Here is a 22,822-nt window from a genome sequence, read left to right as displayed (position 1 = left end):
TTAACTTTTTTTCCGCACTTTAACTTTAATGCCATATTTCGGTCGCAGGGTAAAGGTGGCATCTGGCTCGACGGATTGATGAGAAACTAATTCAATGTGAAAACGTTGGAAAATAAATGCCATAATAATCGTTGCTTCCATTAAGGCAAAGCTCTTACCAATACAAATTCTTTGACCTGCACCAAATGGAAAATAAGCAAATTTTGGTCTTTGATTCACTTTTTCTGGTAAAAAACGATCCGGATCAAACTGGTCTGGATTTTCCCAAAACTCCGGATGGCGGTGAATGATGAATTGAGCAATGTTGATAATTGTACCTTTGGGGATGAAATAATCCTGAATTTCGTCGTCTTCTAGAGCCACCCTCGGTAGTCCCCAACTTGGAGGATAGAGGCGCATGGATTCATCAAAAATTCGCCGGGTATATTGCAATTGTGGCAGTTTCTCAATGGTGGGACTGCTGCCATTCAAAACAGTTTGCAATTCATCCTGCATATTAGCGGCTACATTCGGATGTTTTCCTAAAAGATACCAAGTCCATGAAAGTGCAGAGGCTACGGTTTCATGTCCCGCAGTTAGCAAGGTAATCACTTCATCTTGAAGTTGTTTGTTAGTCATTCCTTCCCCAGTCATTTCATCCTGCGCTGCTAAAAGCATAGATAATAAGTCATGAGTATTCAGCGGATTGTGACGACGGAAATTTATAATATCTAAAACAGCTCGATCTAAAATTTGCTTTGCCCGACGGAACCTAAGATTACGAGATGTTGGCATCCATAATGGTTCTGTCCAAACATTATTCATTTTGTAGCTAACGTACTCAAGGGCCTCACGAAAAGCTAAACCCAAAGTGCTAGATTCTACACTAATATCCTTACTAAACAAGGCTAGACCGACAATTTTCAAAGTTAAGCGCATCATTTCAGGTACGATGTCAATAACTCGGTTATCTGGTTTCTGCTCCCATTCTTCAAGGAAAGATTCAGTGCAACTCACCATCACAGAACTAAGATTTTCCAGATATTTTTGATGAAATGCAGGTTGCATTAAGCGACGATGCTTGAGCCAGAAATCTCCTTCACTGGTTAGAATGCTTTGACCCACCATTAGACCCATTGACTTGTTAAATAAATCTGGCTTGCTATAACGTTCTTGGTGAGTAGACAACATGTGTTCTGCATAATTTACATGAGCAGCAAGATAAAAGGTATAACCTGGTATAACTGGCAAGCGTACTAAGTTTCCATGTTCTTGCCACATCTGACTCAAGTAGCTGAGAGGGTCTTGTTGAACTTCTCTTAACGCAAATAGCAGATATGCACGTGGCCCTGGCGGTAACTGACAGTTGGGCTTTCTTGTTGTTTGGGTTGAAGATAATTCAGACATAGACATTCCTCCAAAAATGAATAATAAATGATAATATTCATTATTCATTTTAATACCAAGTAGAGATGTTTGACAAAACATCTCTACTATGTAACTCGTTTACGCCATCACCATACCGCCATCGACATTAAAAACTTGTCCGGTGATATAGGCAGCTGCGGGGTCAGCGGCGAGGAAACGCACCATACCAGCGACTTCTTCTGGTTGACCGTAGCGGCCTAGGGGGATGTACTTAAGAATATCTTCAGTGTTGCTGAGATTGCTGGTCATGTCTGTGGTGATAAAGCCAGGAGCAACAGCGTTAACGGTAATACCACGAGAAGATAGTTCTTTAGCAACGGTTTTAGTAAAACCAATGACACCTGCTTTTGCAGCGCTGTAGTTAGCTTGACCAGGATTGCCCATTTGTCCTGCGACGGAGGCAATGTTGATAATTCGCCCGGAACGTTGCTTGAGCATAACTTTACTGGCAGCACGGGTGCATAGAAAAACACCAGTGAGATTGAGATCAATTACGGCTTGCCAATCTTCAGGCTTCATGCGTAAAAGTAGAGTGTCGCGGGTGATACCTGCATTGTTGATTAAAATATCAATACGTTTGAACTTATCCATAACGGTGTTCAACATTGCATCCACTTGACTGGCTTGAGAAACATCTGCTTGTAAAGCTAAAGCCTGACCACCTGCTTGTGTGATTTCTGCTACGACATTATCGGCAGCAGTACTAGAATTCGCATAATTGACAACTACATTGGCTCCTTGTGTAGCTAATTCTAGTGCGATCGCTCTTCCAATTCCCCGTGAAGCACCTGTTACCAGTGCTACTTGTCCTCGTAACTTTTGCAAATTTTCACTTAAAGCTTCCATTAATTTTTCCTTAACTTTTTAAATCACCGCGCTAATTATCTTATGGTGATTCGTACCTAGAACTTACTAGGATTTTGAATTTTAAATTTAAATCTTAGTCAATGGTGACACTAACCTCAATTAGGCATCTGTGCTTTTGAAATGAGTAAGAAGATTAAGCAACAATAAAAACAAAATAATGTTGTACCTATTCCATGAAGCACACATTACTATTGAAATCAAACAAAAGAAAATTGGTGTGTGTCACATGGCTACTAAAAAACAATTCAACAGCTTTGAAGAGATGCTATCTGGTTCTGATGTACCTGTTTTAGTAGATTTTTACGCTGACTGGTGCGGCCCTTGTCAGATGATGGTGCCGATTTTAGAGCAAGTCAATGCACAAATGCAAGATCGCTTACGTATTGTAAAAATTGACACTGAAAAATACGCAGAATTAGCTAGTCAGTATCAGATTCACGCTTTACCAACCTTGGTACTATTTAAGCAAGGTCAGCCAGTGGATCGAATTGAGGGTGTAATGCAAGCACCACAGTTAGTACAACATCTACAAATGATTATTTAAGCTGCGATTTAAAATATGAGGTTCCCCGCCCTACAAGTGCATTGAGGCGGGGAATCTTTTAGTCCTAACATGGTTCAGATCCTATTTGTTCAACTGAGTGCAATTCCCAGCACATAAAACATTAAGTAAACATTAAGTATATTTACTTATAAGCCTTGAGACAGTAGTTTAGAAATTGAGACTACTGCATTGTATAGATATAAGAAAGAAAATTGACTACCAATACAAGTTATGTATAAACAGCAAAAACCGCCTAATCAGGTCAGAATCTGGGGAAATATTGACTTTGATAAGGTGAAAAATAGAATAGATCATGTCACTTACCAAATTCATCAGGTTCTACAAAAGTACGAAATTCCCAAACAAACTGGTAACTCAGACCAAAGAAACAATTAGGTGATTTGCTCAAGAACGCCGCACATTTAAGCAACACCATTCTTTTCTCTTCCAAAGGGTAGCAACAACCCAACCATTTTTTTCTAAAGCATCAGCAACAGCTGCGGATTGTTCTAGTAGAATGCCGCTGAAGATAGCCCAAGTACTGGGTTTTGCGATCGCACTCATTTCTGGAACTAACTCAATAATTACATGAGCCAAAATATTGCAGACAATACCATCTACTGGTTGAGAAACTAGTCTCTTCACCATGTCTACACTACCTTCTGCTGGGATCAATCGTTCGGGGCTAATGTCATTGAGGGCGCGATTACTGAAAGTCGATTGCACCGCCAAAGGATCAGTGTCCACTGCATAGACTTTCTCTGCTCCCAGCAACACTGCCCCAATCGAAAGGATACCAGAACCACAACCAATATCTGCAATTACTAAAGGTTCTGACTGACCGCCAGAAGCAACAAAAGATTGAGGTACTGAACTCAAGCGCATTTCCAAAGATTCTAAACATAGCTGAGTAGTGGCATGATTGCCAGTACCAAATGCTACACCGGGATCAAGGTGAATTACTAACCTGTCTGAGCTTTCTGGTAATGGTAGCCAGGCGGGGTTAATCAAAAAGCGATCGCCTATTTCTTGGGGGTGCCAATATTGTTTCCAGCTAGTTGCCCAATCTTCCTCATCAATTAAATGCCACTGCAGGCTGGGAGTAGACAACCCCACACAAAGAGCATCTTGACGCAACCACAGCGATAGGGCTGCCAAATCTAGTAGCTGTGTTTGAAAACTTGGTAAATAAGCCTTTACAAGACAAGAATTTCCTTTGCTTTCGCTAGCTGTACCACGGCTACCAAAATCTTCCAATCGCCAAAAGATAGAATCTTCTAGCGCTGGTTCACATAAAATCTCTAGTTCCCACCAAGTGTTTGCCATATCTGAAGTATGAAGAATAAGGGGGAAGGGTAAAAACCAAGACCAATTGTGGAGCAAGTAGCTGGCGACCTGTTGATTCCTTTACCCTTTACCCCTCTTATTTATAGTGTTACTGTATACGCATCTCGAATCCCAGGCACTTTGACAATCTCATCTAAGATGCCATCGGGTAAGGGATCATCAATGCTGAGAGCCATTACCGCATCACCACGGACAATTTTACGCCCTACTTGCATACTAGCAATGTTGACGTTGAAACTGCCAAGTAGAGAACCGAGTTTGCCGATGATTCCTGGCATATCGCGGTGCAGGGTAAACACCATATATTTGCTTGGCGGAACGTTAATTGGGAAACCGTCAACGTCAGTTAGGTGAATTTCCTTGTCGCCCAGTAAAGCACCTGTAACCGAGTGAGTACCTAAAGTACCTGTGGCTTCTAAATGCAATGAACCAGCATAGTCACGAGCTGAGGCATCGCGGGTTTCAATTACCCTAATTCCTCGTTCTTTAGCTTCTATGTTGGCATTAACGTAATTTACTCGTTCCCGTAGGGCTTGGTAAAGTAGACCTTTAAGAGATGCGATTACCAAAGGCTGACTTTTGTTCGTTGCCAGTTCGCCTTGCAGTCGGACGTTGAGTAATTCCACTCTACCGCCAGCTAGCTGTCCTACCAAGTTACCCAAGGTTTCTGCCAGCTGCATATAGGGTTTGAGTTCTTCCAAGACATCGGGGCCGAGTCCGGGAATGTTGACTGCTGAACGTGCGGGTAGTCCTAAAAGAACATCGCGAATTTGTTCGGCAACATCTATGGCCACATTGACTTGAGCTTCTGTGGTGGAGGCTCCCAAATGAGGGGTGAGGATGACTTCTTTACCGAGCGATCGCAATTCTGATTCGCCCAGTGGTTCAGTCTCAAACACATCTAAGGCCGCGCCGCCGATTTTACCTGCTTTAATTGCTGCTGCTAAAGCTGTTTCTTCAATGATGCCACCACGAGCGCAGTTAATAATCCGAGCAGTGGGTTTCATCTTACCCAAGGTGACAGAATTGATTAAGTGAGTGGTTTCAGAAGTTTTGGGGATGTGTAGTGTAATATAGTCTGCTTGCTGGAATAACAAATCTAATTCCACCAGCTGACAGCCAATTTGTTCAGCTCGTTCTGTAGAAATAAAGGGATCATAAGCGAGTAGTTTCATTCCCATAGCTTTAGCCACAGCGGCTACATGGGAGCCAATTTTACCCAAGCCAACAATACCCAGAGTTTTCTTATAAACCTCTGCACCAACAAAGCTGTTGCGATCCCACGCGCCGCGTTTTACTGAAGCGTTAGCATCAGGGATGTGACGAGACAAAGCCAACATCATGGCCAGAGCGTGTTCTGCGGCGGCAATGGTGTTACCTTCTGGAGAATTGACAACTACAATTCCTCGGCGTGTGGCTGCGGGAACATCCACATTATCCACACCCACACCAGCACGACCGATGATTTTTAACTGTGTACCAGCATCAATAATTTCTTGGGTGACGCGCGTACCAGAACGAATCATTAGCGCGTCGTAATCGCCAATAATTTCTATCAGTTCCGCTGGTTTTAGACCTGTTTTGACATCTACGCTAGCAACTTGCGAAAGAATGTCAATTCCAGCCTGGTCAATGGTGTCGGAGACGAGAACCTTGGACATGATTACTTCATTATTTAAAGTTACAGGTTTTGCTGCACAAGACTTTTTAGTTTAGTCTTTATCTGTCGCAATTCAGCAAAAATTATTCGTTTTAATATCGACTTAACCTTCACTTACGCCTAGTGCTGATAGGATCACAGTACCAGTTAAAGGGTTGGTGTGGCGATGCCTCCTCGCATTTGAAGGCGAGTGACTGTTTGTACCACCTTTTGGTAAATATAAACCATGAGTAGCACCCAGAAGCTATATATTTATTAATAGTTAAGAGTTACCAAAGTTTCTGAGAATTAAGCAGCTTTTTGACTATGAGTGTGAGCGATCGCATCTTTGGCTGGGCTCAGGTTTGAGTTTAAGCAGTTGCTAGCTGCCTCAAAAAATAAGTACGCTAGTCAAGTATCTACTAAATCGTTGTAGCTGCTTAATAATACTTGCAGTATTACTCAGTTTCAGCGAAATAGTAATTGGTAGCAGATAAAACTTGCTTATAAAGATAATTTGCGTGCATTTCTCAGGAAATAAATTTGTTGTTACTTAGTGGTTCAAAACTCTCAATTCGTAATAACAAGATGTTTAGATAAAATCCAAGAAGCGATCAACGCATACAGATCTGAGTCATACCTAACATAGCAATTCTTATCTGAAGTTTATTAGTATAGTTTAGTATAAAATTTATCCATTCAAGTAGTACTACTCATTCACCAGTATCCTGCTATGAATAATTGGTTTGGATAATTACCTGTTATGAATTTTTATATGATTAGCCTGTTTGATAATGTTTATTTCACATGAGTTATGGACTATAAATAATCTAGGATTTAGGTATCATATCGTACATAATTATTTTTTGTTTGAAATTATTAACTCAATTAAAATTTTTGCACAAAATGCCTATATATTTACCAATCCATAAATTTGATTGCTATATTGTATTAAACTAATTTTTCTGGCAAAAATGGGTAAAGCTGTGCGTAATGATTTACATGGCTTAGAGATTAGTCAAAAAGAACTGCAAAAACTGACTAACTTGCCTGTGAAAGATGAACTAATAATCATTAGTAATCCTCTGAAAGAAATTGTAAAAAAAACTGTAGAAAAAATCAAGGGTTCTGAAGGAGCTACTGTAATTTTCCTAGGTTTTTCTACATTTATTTTTAGTTACCTTGTCTTCGATATTATTATTAAATTGTTTGCGACATGGGTGACAGTTCCATCTTGGATATTGTTAATTGTCTTATGTTTTTGGGGCGGAGGTGTTACACAAATTATTTTATATTTTTGGTGGAAAAAGAGATTGAAAATACTTAAAACTAGTATGACAAGCTCTTTGCAAACTCTTTTACATGATGTTGATAGATATAATGCCGTTATTAAAGCAATAGATATTAATGACCAAATAGAAGAAGCGGGTAATCCCGGAGTCAGCATTAAAGAAAGAGAGAGAGTTATCGAAGCATTACAACTTACAAAAACTGATTTAGTACGTGCTTTAAAAACTGAAAGAATTTTAAGAGAGAATAAGAGTTTTATCCTGCGGAATACAGAGTTATTTGACAACAATTTAGCAACTTTAACAGCAATGCAAGTTACTGAACAGGCTACTGAACATGGACGTTTACTCAATGAAGCATTGCAGATTGCATTAGATGTGCAATATGAAATGAAAAGGTTGCAGAATCAGGGCTAAAACTCATACATTGGTTACATAAAGACAAATCTAGAGCCAAAAATATTCTTTGGCTCAGCATAGCTTTTTTCACGAAGCATCACAACGTTGCAATCCACGGTCTAACATAAAGTAATCTAAATAAAGCGATCGCCTGTAGGCATGGACTGGAAAGAAATTAGAGGTAATTGGGTACTAATTCCCCGCAATCCCATCGGTATCATCCATTTTTTGGGAGGTGCGTTTGTCGCTACAGCGCCCCACCTGACTTACCGCTGGTTATTAGAACAGTTGGCGAATAAGGGGTATGTAATCATTGCTACGCCTTTTGTCAATACTTTGGATCATATTGCGATCGCTAAATCTGTATTGCTGAACTTTGATCGCACTATAGAACGATTACACGATTCCACAGCATTACGCAAGCTCTACCTCCCCGTTTACGGCGTTGGACACAGCATGGGTTGCAAACTCCATCTGCTCATCGGGAGCCTTTTCCCTGTAGAGCGTGCAGGCAATATTTTAATATCTTTTAATAATTATGCTGCTAGGGATGCTATCCCTTTGGTAGAACAGCTTAATTCTACTTTGGCAATTGAGTTTACTCCCTCACCACTAGAAACCAACCAGCTTGTACAAGAACGTTATCACATCCGTCGTAACTTATTAATCAAATTCAATAACGATACTATCGACCAATCAGCAGTGTTAACCAAAATTTTACAAGAACGCTTTTCTGAGATGGTGACAGCGCAAACTTTACCAGGAACTCATACCACACCTTTAGGTCAAGACATCAAATGGCAAACAGGTACATCATTCACCCCCTTCGATGCTTTTGGGCAATGGTTCAAGCAAGAAGTATACCGCGACTTGAACCAGCTAAGGCACACCATCCTCTTATGGCTTAATCCTCTTTCGCCACCATAATTTTTATGATGATCAAAGTTTATTAGGTAGGTAATTCAAAATGGGTTAGTAGTTTGTAATGATCCTACTAACCCATTAACCATTAAAATGTTTTCTATTTTATATATCAATTTATTAATTTTTACTATAATCGTCCATGTTCAAAATACTAGTGATTGATGATGATATTTCAATACAAATATTTCTCAAAAGGCTATTAGAAAAGCAAGGTTATTTAGTAGTTACTGCTAATGATGGAAACGAAGGCATTGCCCAGGTAATGTCTTATAATCCAGCATTAATTATTTGTGATTGGATCATGCCAGGTTTGAATGGTCTTGAAGTCTGTAACTATATCAAAACAGACCCAAATTTATCTACAATATTTTTTATTTTATTAACATCTTTAGATTCTGTGGCCGATCGCGTCAAAGGCTTAGACGCTGGTGCTGATGATTTTATCTCTAAACCCATTGAGCAAAATGAATTAAAAGCAAGGGTCAGAGCAGGATTACGCCTACATCAATTAAGCCGAGATTTACAAACTCAAAAGTTGCTTTTAGAAACAGAACTAGCAGAAGCAGCAGAATATGTGCGATCGCTTCTACCTCTACCTGCAACTGAACCCTTCAGCATTAATTCTAGATTCATTCCTTCGCGCCAACTCGGCGGCGATTGTTTCGATTATTACTGGCTAGATTCCGAATATCTGGCAGTATACCTGTTAGATACTGCGGGACATGGACTCAAAGCCACTCTCCCCTCTATTTCGGTACTGAACCTGCTGCGCTCTCGCGCCCTCAAAGATCTAGATTACTATCAACCTAGTGATGTCCTCAGAGCGCTAAATGAAACTTTCCAAATGAATTATCAAAATGACAAATATTTTACTATCTGGTACGGTGTTTATAACCGAGTCAAGCGTCAGTTAATTTACGCAAGTGCAGGCCATCCCCCTGCAATATTGATATCTGGTAAATCTCCCAAAAATACTAAAGTGCAACTGTTAAGAACCCCAGGTATGCCAGTTGGTATGTTTACAGAGGCAAAATATGTTGATGCCTATTGCCAAGTTGAAAAATTTAGCAATCTTTATATTTTTAGTGATGGTGCTTACGAACTTACTAAATCAGATGGCACACTTTGGAGTTTGGATGCTTTTATCCAGATATTAGTTAGCTTACAGCATACTGTTGATTGCCAACTCGATCAGGTACTGAATTACCTTATCGCTTTGAACTCCAAAGAAGCTTTTGAAGATGATTTATCAATCCTGCAAATTAAATTTGATTAATTAGTTTTTAGAAAGCAAAACCTGATTGAAATCATCTTGAGTGGGAAATATTTCAAATACTTTATCCATACCAGTTAGTTCAAATAATATTCTTACTTGTTCATTAATGGAGCAAAGAACCAGCTTTGTATCTGCGGCCCGTAGTGTTTTGAATGCTAACACTAGCGCACCCAAGGCTGAACTATCCATAAAGCTTACATCTTGACAATCCACTAACACAGTTTTTGCGCCGCTTTCTATGAGGTTAGTAATATTCTGTCGTAATTCCTGAGAATTAGTAGTATTGACAATTCCACTGAGTTTAATAACTTTAACTTGCATTTGCTGATTCATAATATACGGGTAACGATTTGCTGTAAAATAATGTGTCGATTTTTATCGTATTATATACCACATAGTCATTTTTGGAAAAAGCGACTCAAAATGAAAGCCATGAATTATTAATTACTAAATGATGCATAACAAATACTAATCATTAATTAATTAGCGAATATTTAATTTACGTAAAATTCCAAATACAAAAAAATTAAATTATTTACTCATATTATATTTTTAATAAATTAATTATTCATAAATGTTGAAATTTAAATCAGTAAATTAAGAACCAAACTATAGCCTGTTTTCATTAAAAGTTTTTGTATCAGCAGTAGCAAATTCGGTTAAAACTTTCATAATTACGAATTATAAATTGGTATAGCTCAGTCTTGACGTAGAGGAATAGTAATTACAAACTCAGTTCCACTTCCTAATTGCGAAATACATTCTAAGGAGCCACCATGTTTTTGACAGATAATTTGGTAGCTAATAGAAAGTCCCATACCAGTACCTTTGCCAATGAGCTTAGTAGTAAAAAAAGGTTCAAATAATCGCTTTTTAACTACTTCTGGGATACCTATGCCGTTATCGGCAATACAAATCTGTACTTGATTTGATTTTAGTAGTTGGGTACGAATGTGAATCTGCGGATTATTAGTGGTCAGTTGTCCGTTGTCAGTTGTTTTTTCGTTAACTACTGGATACTGACTTTTGGAGTTCTCAGCCGTCTGGGTCGGTAAACCTTCCTCCAGCAATGACGATTCTAAAGCATTGATCGCATTCGCCAAAATATTCATAAATACTTGGTTGAGTTGACCAGCATAACATTCCACCAAAGGCAGATCGCTATATTTTTTAATAATTTGAATAGAGCAGCGGTTAGGTGTAGCTTTAATGCGATGTTCTAGAATCATCAGGGTACTATCGATTCCTTCATGGATATTTACCTCTTTCATTTCGGCCTCATCCATGCGAGAAATAGTGCGTAGGGACACAACAATATCTCGAATGCGCTGTGCCCCAATTTTCATCGAATTAAGGATTTGGGGCAGATCCTCAATCAGAAATTCTAGGTCTATTTCTTTTGCTAATTCTTGAATGGACAGTGGAGGATCAAGATATTGTTGCTGGTATAGTTGCACCAACTCTAGTAGATCTTGGGTATAGTCGTTAGCATGGGCAAGATTGCCATAAATGAAGTTCACAGGGTTGTTAATTTCATGGGCAACACCCGCTACTAGTTGCCCTAACCCTGACATCTTTTCACTTTGGACAAGCTGCATTTGAGTCTGCTGGAGTTCCTGGATTGCTGTTTCTAAATCTTCTTTCTGCTGTTTTAGCTGATTTTCTATTTGTTTGCGCTCAGTAATATTAAATGTAGTTCCTACTAATCGGTAAATTTTATTTTCACTATCTTTGAGTGGATTAATTGTAGTTAACCACCAACTTTCTTGATTGTGAAAAGTTAGGCACTCTTCATAATTAATGGGGGTATCTACTTCTAGGCATTTTAAATATCTTTTACGTACTGCTGCACCTTCAACAGCACCATGTATAGACTCTGGTGGTTTCCCAATTACATCTAGGCTGCTTATACCAGTGGCACGCTCTGTGGCTGGGTTCCAACCTGTAAAACAAAAATCGCCATCTTCTAAAACATCTACAACAAATATGCTGTGTTCCGAGCCATCATAAACACTACGTAAAAATTGTTCTTTCTCCTGTAGTTGTGTTTCTACCCGTTTAAGCTCTGTGATGTCAGTAATTGCACCAACCACACCGATATTTTGACCTGTGGAGTCTTTTAAAGAATATGACCTCAGAAAAGTCTGCATAATCCGACCATTAAGAGATTGTTGCTCAACTTCACCTCTCCAATATTGGCCTGAAATAGTAGCCTGCCAAATCTGTTGGGCAACTGCTGAATTAGTGAAAACAGCAGAAACACCACCAAAATCGATGAAGTCCTGCACTGTTTCGCACTCATATAATTTGCAAAATGCTGGATTCTGGTAGATGTGATTACCTGTGGCATCTGCTATGGCAATGGCATCACTGGAACTTTCCACAGCTTGCTTGTAAAGCATGAGATTTTGCTCAGCTTGCTTGCGCTCTGTGATGTCAAGCACCATTGCCGCAATACTAATTACTTCGCCATTTTCAGCTACTAAAGGGTTGTTATATCATTCACAGATAATTGTTTTATTGTCTTTTGTGAGATTCTCGTTGACACTCAAAATTTCTCCTTGGGGATTCAAGAGACTAACCATTACTTGATCGACATGTTTTTTGGCGATCGCCGACACTAAAAACCCAAAATGACGACCCAGAACTTCACTTTTGCTATATCCAAAAATCTTTTCCGCCGCCGAATTCCATTCTTGAATCTCAAGTTTAGTATTCCATTCAATTACACCTATTGGTGTTTGTTGAATTAAAAGCGCTAATCTTTGCTGCGAAGCCTTCAGTTCTGCTGCTGCGTGTTGCCGTTCAATAATTTCAGTCTGTAGCGCTTCATTGCTTTGTACTAGTTGTTTTGTCCGTTCATCTACTTGTTTTTCCAGTTCTGCAAAAGCTTGCTGGAGTGCTGCTTCTGCCTGTTTCAGCCGAGTTACATCCATGATCAGACCATCCCAAATAATTGCCCCATCTGCTTGTAGTTCTGGGCGGGATGCAGCTTGCAACCATTTGATTCGTCCAGTGGGTAAAACAATTCGTCCTTCCCATTGCCAAGGTTCTAAAGTTTGAGCAGAAGCTGCGATCGCTTGTTCAAAATCCTGACGTTCGTCTGGATGCACAATTAAAATGATTAAATTAGGATCAGCTTGAATTTGTTCTGGTGTTAACCCGTACAACTCATAAGAGCCGGAATTAATATATGGCAAGGATATTGAGCCATCAGGATGCAACATAAATTGGTAGAGCATCCCCGGTACATTTGCCGAGAGCTTCTGCAATTTTGCCTCACTATGACGTAGAGCTTCTTCTGTCAGTTTGCGCTTGGTGATATCTTCATAAGTCCCAAGAATGCCGACTACATCACCCTGAGCATTGCATAGTGGAATTTTATTGGTATTCATCCAAGATTGCTGGCCATTAGAATGCTGCTGAGTTCGGATGATTTCCACTTCTGGGATGCCTGATTCCATTATTCGGCGATCGCATTGTCGATACCAGTCAGCCTCTGCTTTTTTGCCAGGCAAATCATAGTCACTAAGTCCTACAATATTCTCTGGTGAATCTAGCCTTGCTACTTGGGCAAATTTTCGGTTGCAGCCCAAATAAACTGAGTCAAGGTCTTTCCAAAAAATTAATTGGGGGATGTTATCGATGACTAATTGCAGCAGTTGTCTTGAGTGACGCAGTTCAGCTTCTACCTGTTTAGACTGTGTGATGTTCTGCGTTAGGTCTCGAATACTACCGACCAAAAATTGATTATCTGCACTATCTTTAAACAAACATTTTTTAGTAGAGATAAAGTGTGTCACGCCCTGAGCATCAGTCAAAGATTCTTCATTTTCATTAGTCATACCTGTTATAAAAACAAGCTCATCTTTTTCCCAAAACACATCAGCTTCCGCTTTTGGAAAAAAATCATAATCTGACTTGCCAATTAATTCTTCTCGTTTCAGTCCTAAGAAATTACAGCAGGCATCATTGAGCAATACCCAACAATGTTGGCGGTCTTTAACAAAAATTGGATCTTCTGTACCGTTGATGATCTGGAGTAAAAAGGCAGCAGAGAAATTTTCTTGGGGAGCCACTCCGTTGTAAGAAATGGCGTGATTTCCCAGTGGACAATTACTGGCGAGTTCCTTTCGCTCATCGCAGAACTCATTGATTTTGTTGTCCTTTGGCATGTCCAAAATCCTGTTTGTAAGTGTTTTAGCCTCCGATGACTGGAGGTTAGATGCATCATCACTTAAAGAAAAGTTCTCTGAAGCGATCGCCTCTGCTGTTTTAGTATTCCCAATGTCCTTGATTTTTCAACAGAACCAAAAAACCTATTTAGGTATAAAAATCCCGAAACGGAGAAATCACCCATTCACCCCAACCACTAACTTGAAATTTGGCAGGGTTTACGTCTTGACGAGCCTTCTATTAGGTATAGGGTAATTCATCCTAGTTCTTTGCCAAAAATTCTTGAACAGTCAAAATCTCAATACCTCTCCAGGGTTTTAGCACTAGCAGATCATCATCTCCGGTCACAATACATTCTGCTTTTCCACTGACTGCTAATTCCAGATATTTGTTATCTTTGGGATCTCGACATTCATTAATCTTTTCAGTCACGTCAATAAATTGAGCGTTTTCTGTTAAATATTCCAGAAATTCTTGCCGCCTTTCTTTGGTAAGATATTTATCAAATTTGGGACGGTATAAAACCTCTTCTAACTCCGATAAGACATTATTTGATAATACGATAACGCCAATATCCTGAGCTTTATCTAATGCCTGACGTGGCTTGCTTTGACTAAACAAAAAAGCACTAATCAGCACATTTGTATCAAATACGAACCGTCGATTATTCATCATCATTCAAAATCGATTCTAAGATTGCAGGCGTTAAACCTCGCTCTTGTGCTTCAAGACTTGCTTTATCCATCGTCCTTCTCAGGCGTGCGATGGACTCAAGTCTCGGAGTTGTAAATTGAGAGTGCATAATTGCCGCAATCTTAAGTTGCAATTGTTCTCGTTCGTCTTCAGTGGCATTGCGGTATGCTTGTGCTACTTCAGACGGCACTTTGATGGTAATTTCTTCTTTAGTAATCATGGTCTGTTCGCTTCCATAATTTCTCCTCTTTAATCATGTTACTTCCTCGGCTCAGAGTTGGATTTGAGAGCCAATTTTTGTTTGAACGATTAAATCAGATTGTGGTACAGATTTAACATGCGCCTTCCTTGGAGACTCATACAGAGGCACGATTTATTGCGTCTGATAAGACCTTCAAGTAGGGGACTATGTTACAGGACTGACTTTGGCTCGATAAAGTAATTTTTCACCTTGAAGGTAGCCAATGTATCGCACCTTGACTAATTCACCGGGTTGTGCAGTACCTTCTATCAATTGATGCAATTGCGGATCATAAGGCAGCTCTACTCCCACGGGTGCGATCGCTTCCACTCCCCAAGTCTGCAAGAGTCTTTCTAGGGGTTTTTGCACCAATGGCAATATTTTGACCGCTGCTAACTGCGGATTTTCTTGTGCTTTCTGGGCTGCTGTCGGCCATTGCAATAATAAAGATTCTAGGAGTTGCAAACTTGAATGCTGAAATTGTTGCTGCAATAACTCTCGCTGTTGTTCTAGCGCCAGTTGCGATCGCTGGTACTCTATTTTTAAGTCTGCAATCTCTTGTAATAATTCTTGATTTGGTGCTATTTTCTCTTCTACCAAATTTACAGTTGAAAAAGTTGCTATCAACTCACTCAATGGCACTTTTAAAACTGACGACAGTTTGAGCAGTATATCTACCCGCATCTGCTCTAGCTTTCCCCGCCGCAATTGCAAAATTTGATGCTCTGAGACACCAGCAGCGCGACTCAGAGCTTTAAAACTAGAAATATCCACGCGTTGCATTAAAATTTGCAACTTCTTGGTCAAATCAGAATTGGGCATGGGGCAATTAAGAAGAATTGGGGCAGGGTGCAGAGGGGGATGAAGAGGCAGAAGTGCAAACGGGCAACGAGAGGTTACTGTCAATTCCCCCTTGCTCCCCAGCTCCCTGCCCCCTGCCTCTTATTCTTCCAGTAAACTTCTCAACATCCAAGCAGTTTTTTCGTGGACTTGCATCCGCTGAGTTAATAAATCAGCTGTGGGTTCGTCGTTCACTTCTTCGACTACAGGAAAAATAGACCGTGCAGTTCGCACTACGGCTTCTTGCCCTTCTACTAGTAAGCTGATCATTTCTTTAGCTTTAGGAACTCCAGGTGTTTCTGGAATCGAACTCAGCTTGGCATATTCGCTGTAGGTTCCCGGTGCGGGATAACCAAGCGCTCTAATCCTCTCGGCAATCAAATCAACTGCTAAGGCTAGTTCTGTATACTGGGTCTCAAACATCAGGTGCAGTGTTTGGAACATTGGCCCTGTAACGTTCCAATGAAAGTTATGAGTTTTTAGATACAGTGTGTAAGTGTCAGCTAACAGGCGAGATAGCCCCTCGGCAATTTTAGCTCTGCTTGCTTCATCTATACCAATATTTACATTTTTGACTGTTGCTTGAGATGACATAATTTTCTCCTAATGGGTTGTATGTTAGTAGTCAGTTGTTTCTTTTTTTTTCAATGATCATTAGCTTACGCTAAGTGCATTTTCAAAACGCTACGATTAGCTTTGCGGACTCTGGCTAAAATGGTTTCTTTGCCTAAACGCTGGCAAGCTTCATACCGATGGCAACCAGAAAAGCCATAATATTGTCCATCTACTTCTAGGACATCAATGGGTTCTTGCTGTCCAATCGCTGCAATTGATTCCATGAGGTCTTCTACCTTATTTGGATCGTTTGCACGGGGCAACGGGCGTTTAATTTGATTTAATGGAATTTCTTGGACTCTAACCATAATAGAGTTGACCCAACTAGTTCTGTTTTGTATCTCTAAATAAATCATAGTCATTATGACTTCGTTTTGCAACTTTTTTAGGAGCAAAACTGGTAATGGTATCATTGGAGCGTTCATGCGACAAAACCACTACGCTACAAAGCAACTGGAAAATCCGCCCCACCGCCGCATTCAGGGGCGAAATCAGGTCATGAGATTTTCGTTATGGCGTTTTTCTTACACTGTAGTGACGACATTTTGCTTGTTGGGACTGACGGCAGCATCTGGGCCTGAGAACAATCTCAAGGATGTGGAACTGAAAATTGGAATTGTGCAGCGGTTTGGAGAGAAACCCACAGCCAAGTTACAACTAGAACCCACTAAGGGCGATCGCCTCAGGCTAAAATTCAAATTAGGCAACAAACAACAGACTTTAGTTACTGCAAACCCCGTCAAGCTAGAAACGGTAATGCAAGCTTTACCGCAACCTGCTGTTGAGGAAGTAGTCGTTTTAGGTATTTACCGTACCTTTGAAACAGCTGAAGACAGTGCTAATAAATGGCGCGCACAGGGAATAGAAGTGGAAATAGCCCAACCAGAACGCTGGCAAGTTTGGGCAAAGCGAGATGTATACAATACTCCTTTACTGCGACGCTTATTATTCCAGAGCGTACAAGCTATAGAGAAAAATACGGCATATATTGATACCAAAATACTGCAACAAGTGCCACGAATAAATTGGGTGGTGAACGATAAACGTTACAACCTAAATTCTCTAGAAATTAGCACCGATAAAAACTTGATTCGGGTAAATAAAAGCGACAAGCCAGAAAATGCTCGTCTTTACGCAGGACAACTAAATTTACAGCCAAATGCCTACGGTACTTACACTTTAGTTAATCAAGTACCGTTAGAAACTTATTTGCGCGGGGTTGTACCTCATGAAATTGGCCCAAATGCGCCAGTAGCAGCAGTAGAAGCTCAAGCAATTCTGGCGAGAACTTATGCTTTGAGGAATTTGCGCAGATTTGCCATAGATGACTATCAATTATGTGCTGACACTCACTGCCAAGTTTATTATGGGCTGAATGGAACAGTTGCTAAAACAGACAAGGCGATCGCGGCAACTAGAAGTATGGTATTAACATACAACAACCAGCTAGTAGATGCGCTGTATTCTTCTACCACTGGTGGTGTTACCGCGTCTTTCAGTGATATCTGGAATGGTGAAGATCGTCCTTATTTGCGCCCAGTAGTTGATGCTCCTACTAATCTTTGGAATTTGTCTAAGCAAAATCTAGCAAATGAAAAGAATTTTCAGAAGTTTATTACAATGCAGCAAGGGTTTAATGAAAGCAAATGGGACATGTTCCGTTGGCAAAAAGAAACTAGCCTAGAAGATATCACCAAAGTTTTGCAGAAATTTTTGCGAGTCAAAAATAGTCCCTATGCCAAATTTAAAAATGTTGAAGCGATGGCTATAGTCAAGCGCAGTCAAAGTGGACGCATTCTCGAACTTGCGGTGAAAACTGATATTGGCACTTTTACTCTACATAAAGACGAAGTGCGTAGTGCCTTTACAGCCCCTGTTAGTACACTTTTTTACATAGAACCTTTAAATAAAGGTAAACCTAATCTATGGGGATTTGCTTTTATTGGTGGTGGATTAGGACATGGAGTCGGCTTGAGTCAAACCGGCGCTCAAAATTTAGCTAATCTAGGTTGGTCAAGCCCCAAAATTCTTCAGTTTTATTATCCTGGCACTCAAATTAAACTTCTTAGCAACGAGATGTTATGAACATTTAACAACAAAGCAGGAACACTAGATGTTAGTGTTCCTGTTTGGCGTTAAATTCAGACTTTTTGCCAAAGCAGACTGAAAAAGCACATATAGCAAAGAGGAGTTTTCCTCTAGACGTGCTATTTCCATTTCTACAACATTAGTCACTCTTGTAAGAAGTTTAGACCTGAAAAGCCTGACTCTTAGTAGAGTTCTTCTTCTTTATGAGTTTGGATTGTGACATCAGAGGTTGGATAGGCAACACAGGTCAATACATATCCAGCTTCAATTTGATCATCGTCTAAGAATGACTGGTCAGACTGGTCAACAGTACCCGACACTAATTTACCAGCACAGGTCGAGCAAGCACCAGCACGGCAAGAGAAGGGTAGATCCAGTCCCTGTTCTTCGGCAGCGTCTAAAATATATTCATCATCAGGAACTTCAATTGTATTTTCAGCTCCTTCACCATCGATTAATGTCACTTTGTAAGTGGCCATTTAGTAATCCTCTCTTTTGCAAACGGCAGTATTAAGTTATCTCAAAGCAAAGCCTACGGCTGCTCTTATGTAAGCCGTCGGTTCAAATTCACTTCAATTCTGATACTACGAGAAAAATTAAACGATGTAACTGGAAATCGACCGCGATTAGTAATGAAATTTAGTTACTAGATAATCATAAGTTTCTTTTATGTGTTTAACGGACTAAGAGTCCTGTTATGAGAAAAAACTATATATAGACAAAATGTTGACAAAACAATGTGAATTTTTTAGAGATCACATTGTCAAAAACACAACTGTAAGATCATGTATAATTCAGAAGCAGCTTGGGAAAAAGCAACAGTGCGGGTAGGCTTGATTGGAACTGGATATGCAGCAAAACTACGAGCAGAGGCGTTGCTGCATGACGAGCGATCGCATCTGGTTGCAATTGCTGGTCATACATTAGAAAAAACAACAGCCTTTGCCAAAGAATACCAAACCGAAGTATTGAGTTCTTGGCAACAGCTAGTGGAACGCGAAGATTTAGATTTGGTAGTGATATCCACAATTAATCGTGATCATGGAGCGATCGCTCATGCAGCCCTCTCTCAAGGAAAGCACGTAGTTGTAGAATATCCCTTGTCTTTTGATGTCAAGGAAGCGGAAGAACTGATTGCCTTAGCTAAAATCCAAAATAAACTACTACACGTCGAACATATAGAACTTTTAGGTGGTATACATCAAGCCTTGAAGCAGCACTTAGCCAAAATTGGCGATGTATTTTATGTCCGCTACAGCACCATCAAACCCCAAAATCCTGCACCCCGGAAGTGGACTTATAACCATGAGCTTTTTGGTTTTCCCTTGATTGGTGCTATTTCTCGATTGCATCGTCTTAACGATTTGTTTGGTAAAGTATTTACTGTTAACTGTCACCAACGATACTGGGAAATAGAACCAGAATATTACCAAACCTGTTTCTGCACTAGTGAACTTTGCTTTACCAGTGGACTTTTAGCCCAAGTAGTCTATGGCAAAGGTGAAACGATTTGGCAATCAGAACGGAAGTTTGAAGTTCACGGCGAAAAGGGTGGTTTAATTTTTGATGGTGAGACAGGATATTTTATCCAGCCAGGAGAGACAACACCGATAGAAGTTAGTACTCGTCGGGGTTTATTTGCTAAAGATACGAGTATGGTACTAGATCATCTTTTTGATGGCGCGCCTTTATATGTAACCCCAGAAGAGAGTTTGTATACCCTAAAGGTTGCTGATGCCGCCCAAAGAGCTGCACAGACAGGGTTAACTATATTTATGGCAGATACTTTAGATCAGAGTTAATGAAAACCGAACCAATTGTTATTTTATCCACACGAGAACTAGACAAAATGCGTCAGGCTGGACGCTTGGCTGCCAAACTTTTACAATATCTCGAACCTCTTGTGAAGCCTGGGGTTAGCACTCTGCAACTTAATGATGCAGCCGAACAGTGGACGCAGGCACATAAAGCAAAAAGCGCGCCTCTAGGCTATAAAGGTTTTCCCAAGTCAATTTGCACCAGTGTGAATGAGGTCGTCTGTCATGGTATTCCTAATGCCAAGCAGATCCTGAAAGAGGGTGACATTATCAATATTGATGTCACACCCATTGTTGATGGCTACCACGGCGATACATCCAAGACGTTTCTTGTTGGTGTCCCTTCCCCAAAAGCGAAAAAGTTGGTGGAAGTGACTGAGGAATGTCTCCGTTTAGGTATTGCTGAGGTAAAACCAGGGGGACGTATTGGAGACATTGGTGCAGCCATTCAAGAATATGCTGAAGCACAAGGCTTCTCTGTAGTGCGAGATTTCGTCGGACACGGCGTTAGCAATATTTTCCACACTGCGCCGGATATTCCTCATTATGGTATCCGCGATAAAGGCAAGCGTCTGCGACCAGGAATGGTTTTTACCATCGAACCGATGATTAATGAAGGCACTTACGAAGTTGAGGTGCTGAATGATGGGTGGACTGCTGTCACACGCGATCGCCTGCTTTCGGCTCAATTTGAGCATACCGTGGCTGTCACAGAAGATGGCGTGGAAATTCTGACTTTACCAGAAGGTAATTAATAAGGGTTTGCTCAAAAAATTGCTGGGAACTGGTGAAAGCATTGGCCGTCTAGAGTGAAAGGAACCATGAGTTATAAATTAAAAACTCTTACCAAGCTGATCTTGCTCCCGTATGCTTACCCTTTTCATTTTGGGGTGACGCGGTTAACAATAGGTTGAATATGTTTTAAATGATTCAATCTTATGCCTAGAACTCCGAATGAATACTCTGTATTCCTCCTTTTGGAAAGTGGTCATCGTGAAGAAATCCGTTTTCCGACGATTCAGGAATTTCAGAAATGGTATAGTGGCGAACTTGTACCCAAGTCTGCTTCTAACGACTTTATTAGCGTACCGATCAAGAACATTCAAGGAGAGTATATGGTTATACGTCCTTCTCGAATTGTCGCCATCCGAGTAGAACCAGTTTTTAGCTCTAGTGTTGAAAGATTCAACTAAATGATGAGAAAAACCCTTGCTCTAGTTTCCTTAAGTCTGGGAATTACCCTTGTAAATACAATCTGGTCAGCTGTTGCTCAGGTTCCTTTACCATTGCCAATACCGACGACTAGTCCTGAGATCACGCCGCCACCACAGCCACCACTTAAACCTCTCAACTTAGGAACAGGCTGTACTCCTATACATGTTTGTTTGGGTTGGGACGAGCAAATTTGGGGTCAAAGAGGTAAACCCGGCGATCGCCAAGCTTTGTTGACTGCGATTGACAACAGTCTGGGTTACTTGACAAAGAGTAGTGCGATCGCAGCGTATCAAAACTATCCTGTCAAAGGAATTACAATTGATCGGGTGCGGCGGAGTTTGGTACGTTTCCGGCAATTAGTTGTTAGTTCTAAATCTCCAGCACAACTGCAAGCTGCTGTCCGTCGAGAGTTTGTTTTTTACAAATCTGTAGGCAACGATGGCAAGGGTACTGTTAAGTTTACTGCTTACTACGAACCCGTTTATACTGCTAGCCGTGTAAAAACCTCAGTATACAAGTATCCTCTTTATCGATTACCGCCAAACTTTGAGCAATGGCCTAAACCCCATCCCAAAAGAATTGATTTAGAAGGGACAGATGGCTTACTAGGAGATAAGAGCCAGTTGCGCGGTTTAGAGATGCTGTGGTTCCGCGATCGCCTAGATCCATATATGGTACAAATCCAAGGTTCTGCTCAAATTCAGTTAACCGATGGCAAAAAAACATCCATTGGCTATGCAGGTGGCACAGATTACCCCTGGACTAGTATCGGTAAAGAACTAGCAAAAGATGGCAAACTACCACTAGCACAATTGACAATGCCACGTTTGATTAGTTACTTTCAACAACAGCCGCAGGAGTTGAGTAATTATCTACCGCGTTGGGAACGGTTTGTTTTCTTCAAAGAAACTAACGGTAGACAAGCTACTGGTAGTATTAATGTGCCAGTCACACCAGAGCGTTCCATTGCTACAGATAAAGCTCTCATGCCTCCAGGTGCCCTAGCGCTGGTTCATACTTCATTTCCCTATCCTGCCAGTGCTGGACGGCTGGAGTATCGGACTGTGAGCCGCTTTGTACTAGATCAAGATACAGGTAGTGCTATCAAAGGCCCTGGACGAGTAGATTATTTTATGGGATCTGGCAAATTAGCAGGCGATCGCGCCGGGATCACAGGCGGTAATGGTTCACTGTATTATTTACTACTCAAAAAATAGTTAATCAAGTGTAAAGTAAAGGCTAAAAATTTATCATGAGGCATTGGGTATTGGTCACTTTTTCCCATGCCCCATGCCCAATACTTCGGCTTGCTTCTCTGCGAGAGGCTGCGCCAACGACTGCACTCAGCAACCGGAGCAGGGGGAGCAAGAAGAGGGGGAAAAGGTTAAAGGATGAAGAAACAAACCCTTTAACCCTGCCCCTTATCCCCAAAGGGGGCCCCACCT

The 22,822-nt window shown here is 40.7% G+C and carries 23 protein-coding genes; 10 read left to right on the top strand and 13 right to left on the bottom strand.

Features of this window, described 5'->3' with window-relative positions; translation table 11 throughout:
* Both I8751_RS05235 and fabG read right to left on the bottom strand, forming a co-directional pair.
* Complete coding sequence (locus I8751_RS05235) at positions 1-1,386, bottom strand: cytochrome P450 (RefSeq protein ID WP_225893972.1); 1,386 nt, start codon at positions 1,384-1,386, stop codon at positions 1-3.
* A 99-nt stretch (positions 1,387-1,485) separates the two neighbouring features.
* Complete coding sequence (gene fabG / locus I8751_RS05230; protein WP_214438116.1) at positions 1,486-2,253, bottom strand: 3-oxoacyl-[acyl-carrier-protein] reductase; 768 nt, start codon at positions 2,251-2,253, stop codon at positions 1,486-1,488.
* A 247-nt stretch (positions 2,254-2,500) separates the two neighbouring features.
* On the opposite strand from fabG, the gene trxA reads away from it, so the two are divergent.
* Both trxA and I8751_RS05220 read left to right on the top strand, forming a co-directional pair.
* Positions 2,501-2,818, top strand: a complete 318-nt coding sequence (gene trxA, locus I8751_RS05225; RefSeq protein WP_214438193.1) for a thioredoxin — start codon at positions 2,501-2,503, stop codon at positions 2,816-2,818.
* Positions 2,819-3,049: 231 nt separating this feature from the next.
* Positions 3,050-3,214, top strand: coding sequence for a hypothetical protein (locus I8751_RS05220; protein ID WP_214438115.1), 165 nt, complete (start codon positions 3,050-3,052; stop codon positions 3,212-3,214).
* 9 nt (positions 3,215-3,223) lie between these two features.
* On the opposite strand, the gene prmA is transcribed toward I8751_RS05220, so the two are convergent.
* On the bottom strand, positions 3,224-4,144 hold the full coding sequence (prmA, locus tag I8751_RS05215) for a 50S ribosomal protein L11 methyltransferase (RefSeq protein WP_214438114.1): 921 nt from the start codon (positions 4,142-4,144) through the stop codon (positions 3,224-3,226).
* 101 nt (positions 4,145-4,245) lie between these two features.
* Complete coding sequence (gene serA / locus I8751_RS05210; protein WP_214438113.1) at positions 4,246-5,826, bottom strand: phosphoglycerate dehydrogenase; 1,581 nt, start codon at positions 5,824-5,826, stop codon at positions 4,246-4,248.
* A gap of 952 nt (positions 5,827-6,778) precedes the next feature.
* Between serA and I8751_RS05205 the strand changes: the two genes are divergently transcribed.
* The 3 genes from I8751_RS05205 to I8751_RS05195 all read left to right on the top strand — a co-directional run bounded on the left by I8751_RS05205 (position 6,779) and on the right by I8751_RS05195 (position 9,692).
* Complete coding sequence (locus I8751_RS05205) at positions 6,779-7,510, top strand: hypothetical protein (protein ID WP_214438112.1); 732 nt, start codon at positions 6,779-6,781, stop codon at positions 7,508-7,510.
* 141 nt (positions 7,511-7,651) lie between these two features.
* Positions 7,652-8,419: a DUF1350 family protein gene (locus tag I8751_RS05200; protein WP_214438111.1), complete on the top strand. Its 768-nt coding sequence runs from the start codon at positions 7,652-7,654 to the stop codon at positions 8,417-8,419.
* Between the two features lie 136 nt (positions 8,420-8,555).
* On the top strand, positions 8,556-9,692 hold the full coding sequence (locus I8751_RS05195) for a PP2C family protein-serine/threonine phosphatase (RefSeq protein ID WP_214438110.1): 1,137 nt from the start codon (positions 8,556-8,558) through the stop codon (positions 9,690-9,692).
* Here the strand turns inward: I8751_RS05195 and I8751_RS05190 are convergent, their stop codons facing one another.
* The 8 genes from I8751_RS05190 to I8751_RS05155 form a co-directional block, all read right to left on the bottom strand.
* Positions 9,693-10,025, bottom strand: a complete 333-nt coding sequence (locus tag I8751_RS05190) for an STAS domain-containing protein (RefSeq protein ID WP_214438109.1) — start codon at positions 10,023-10,025, stop codon at positions 9,693-9,695.
* 365 nt (positions 10,026-10,390) lie between these two features.
* Entirely contained in the window at positions 10,391-12,139 is a 1,749-nt protein-coding gene (locus I8751_RS05185) for a PAS domain-containing sensor histidine kinase (RefSeq protein ID WP_225893971.1), read from the bottom strand.
* Positions 12,140-12,190: 51 nt separating this feature from the next.
* A complete protein-coding gene (locus I8751_RS05180; RefSeq protein WP_214438108.1) occupies positions 12,191-13,867 on the bottom strand; it encodes a PAS domain S-box protein in 1,677 nt (558 codons plus the stop codon).
* A 262-nt stretch (positions 13,868-14,129) separates the two neighbouring features.
* On the bottom strand, positions 14,130-14,546 hold the full coding sequence (locus I8751_RS05175; protein WP_225893970.1) for a putative toxin-antitoxin system toxin component, PIN family: 417 nt from the start codon (positions 14,544-14,546) through the stop codon (positions 14,130-14,132).
* Positions 14,533-14,781 carry a hypothetical protein gene (locus I8751_RS05170; RefSeq protein WP_214438107.1) on the bottom strand — a complete coding sequence of 83 codons (249 nt, stop codon included), beginning with the start codon at positions 14,779-14,781 and terminating at the stop codon, positions 14,533-14,535. Before I8751_RS05170 ends, I8751_RS05175 begins: the two co-directional genes overlap by 14 nt.
* Before the next feature lie 186 nt (positions 14,782-14,967).
* Positions 14,968-15,624, bottom strand: a complete 657-nt coding sequence (gene grpE / locus I8751_RS05165; protein ID WP_214438106.1) for a nucleotide exchange factor GrpE — start codon at positions 15,622-15,624, stop codon at positions 14,968-14,970.
* A 120-nt stretch (positions 15,625-15,744) separates the two neighbouring features.
* Positions 15,745-16,236, bottom strand: coding sequence for a Dps family protein (locus tag I8751_RS05160; protein WP_214438105.1), 492 nt, complete (start codon positions 16,234-16,236; stop codon positions 15,745-15,747).
* 65 nt (positions 16,237-16,301) lie between these two features.
* Complete coding sequence (locus I8751_RS05155) at positions 16,302-16,565, bottom strand: ParB N-terminal domain-containing protein (protein ID WP_214438104.1); 264 nt, start codon at positions 16,563-16,565, stop codon at positions 16,302-16,304.
* A gap of 115 nt (positions 16,566-16,680) precedes the next feature.
* Here I8751_RS05155 and I8751_RS05150 point away from each other — a divergent pair, with 115 nt between their 5' ends.
* Positions 16,681-18,342: a SpoIID/LytB domain-containing protein gene (locus tag I8751_RS05150; protein WP_214438103.1), complete on the top strand. Its 1,662-nt coding sequence runs from the start codon at positions 16,681-16,683 to the stop codon at positions 18,340-18,342.
* Positions 18,343-18,527: 185 nt separating this feature from the next.
* On the opposite strand, the gene I8751_RS05145 is transcribed toward I8751_RS05150, so the two are convergent.
* Positions 18,528-18,824, bottom strand: coding sequence for a ferredoxin (locus I8751_RS05145; protein ID WP_214438102.1), 297 nt, complete (start codon positions 18,822-18,824; stop codon positions 18,528-18,530).
* Positions 18,825-19,130: 306 nt separating this feature from the next.
* On the opposite strand from I8751_RS05145, the gene I8751_RS05140 reads away from it, so the two are divergent.
* The 4 genes from I8751_RS05140 to mltA all read left to right on the top strand — a co-directional run bounded on the left by I8751_RS05140 (position 19,131) and on the right by mltA (position 22,594).
* A complete protein-coding gene (locus tag I8751_RS05140; protein ID WP_214438101.1) occupies positions 19,131-20,147 on the top strand; it encodes a Gfo/Idh/MocA family protein in 1,017 nt (338 codons plus the stop codon).
* A complete protein-coding gene (gene map / locus I8751_RS05135; protein ID WP_214438100.1) occupies positions 20,147-20,917 on the top strand; it encodes a type I methionyl aminopeptidase in 771 nt (256 codons plus the stop codon). Before I8751_RS05140 ends, map begins: the two co-directional genes overlap by 1 nt.
* Before the next feature lie 183 nt (positions 20,918-21,100).
* Complete coding sequence (locus I8751_RS05130; RefSeq protein ID WP_214438099.1) at positions 21,101-21,355, top strand: hypothetical protein; 255 nt, start codon at positions 21,101-21,103, stop codon at positions 21,353-21,355.
* A gap of 3 nt (positions 21,356-21,358) precedes the next feature.
* The gene (mltA, locus tag I8751_RS05125) at positions 21,359-22,594 is read left to right on the top strand and encodes a murein transglycosylase A (protein ID WP_214438190.1); all 1,236 of its coding nucleotides are present in this window, start codon (positions 21,359-21,361) and stop codon (positions 22,592-22,594) included.
* Positions 22,595-22,822 lie beyond the last annotated feature (228 nt).

Origin of the sequence: Atlanticothrix silvestris CENA357 (genome assembly GCF_016056295.1) — a bacterium.
Lineage (GTDB): Bacteria > Cyanobacteriota > Cyanobacteriia > Cyanobacteriales > Nostocaceae > Atlanticothrix > Atlanticothrix silvestris.
This window is presented reverse-complemented; position numbering and strand designations above follow the sequence as displayed.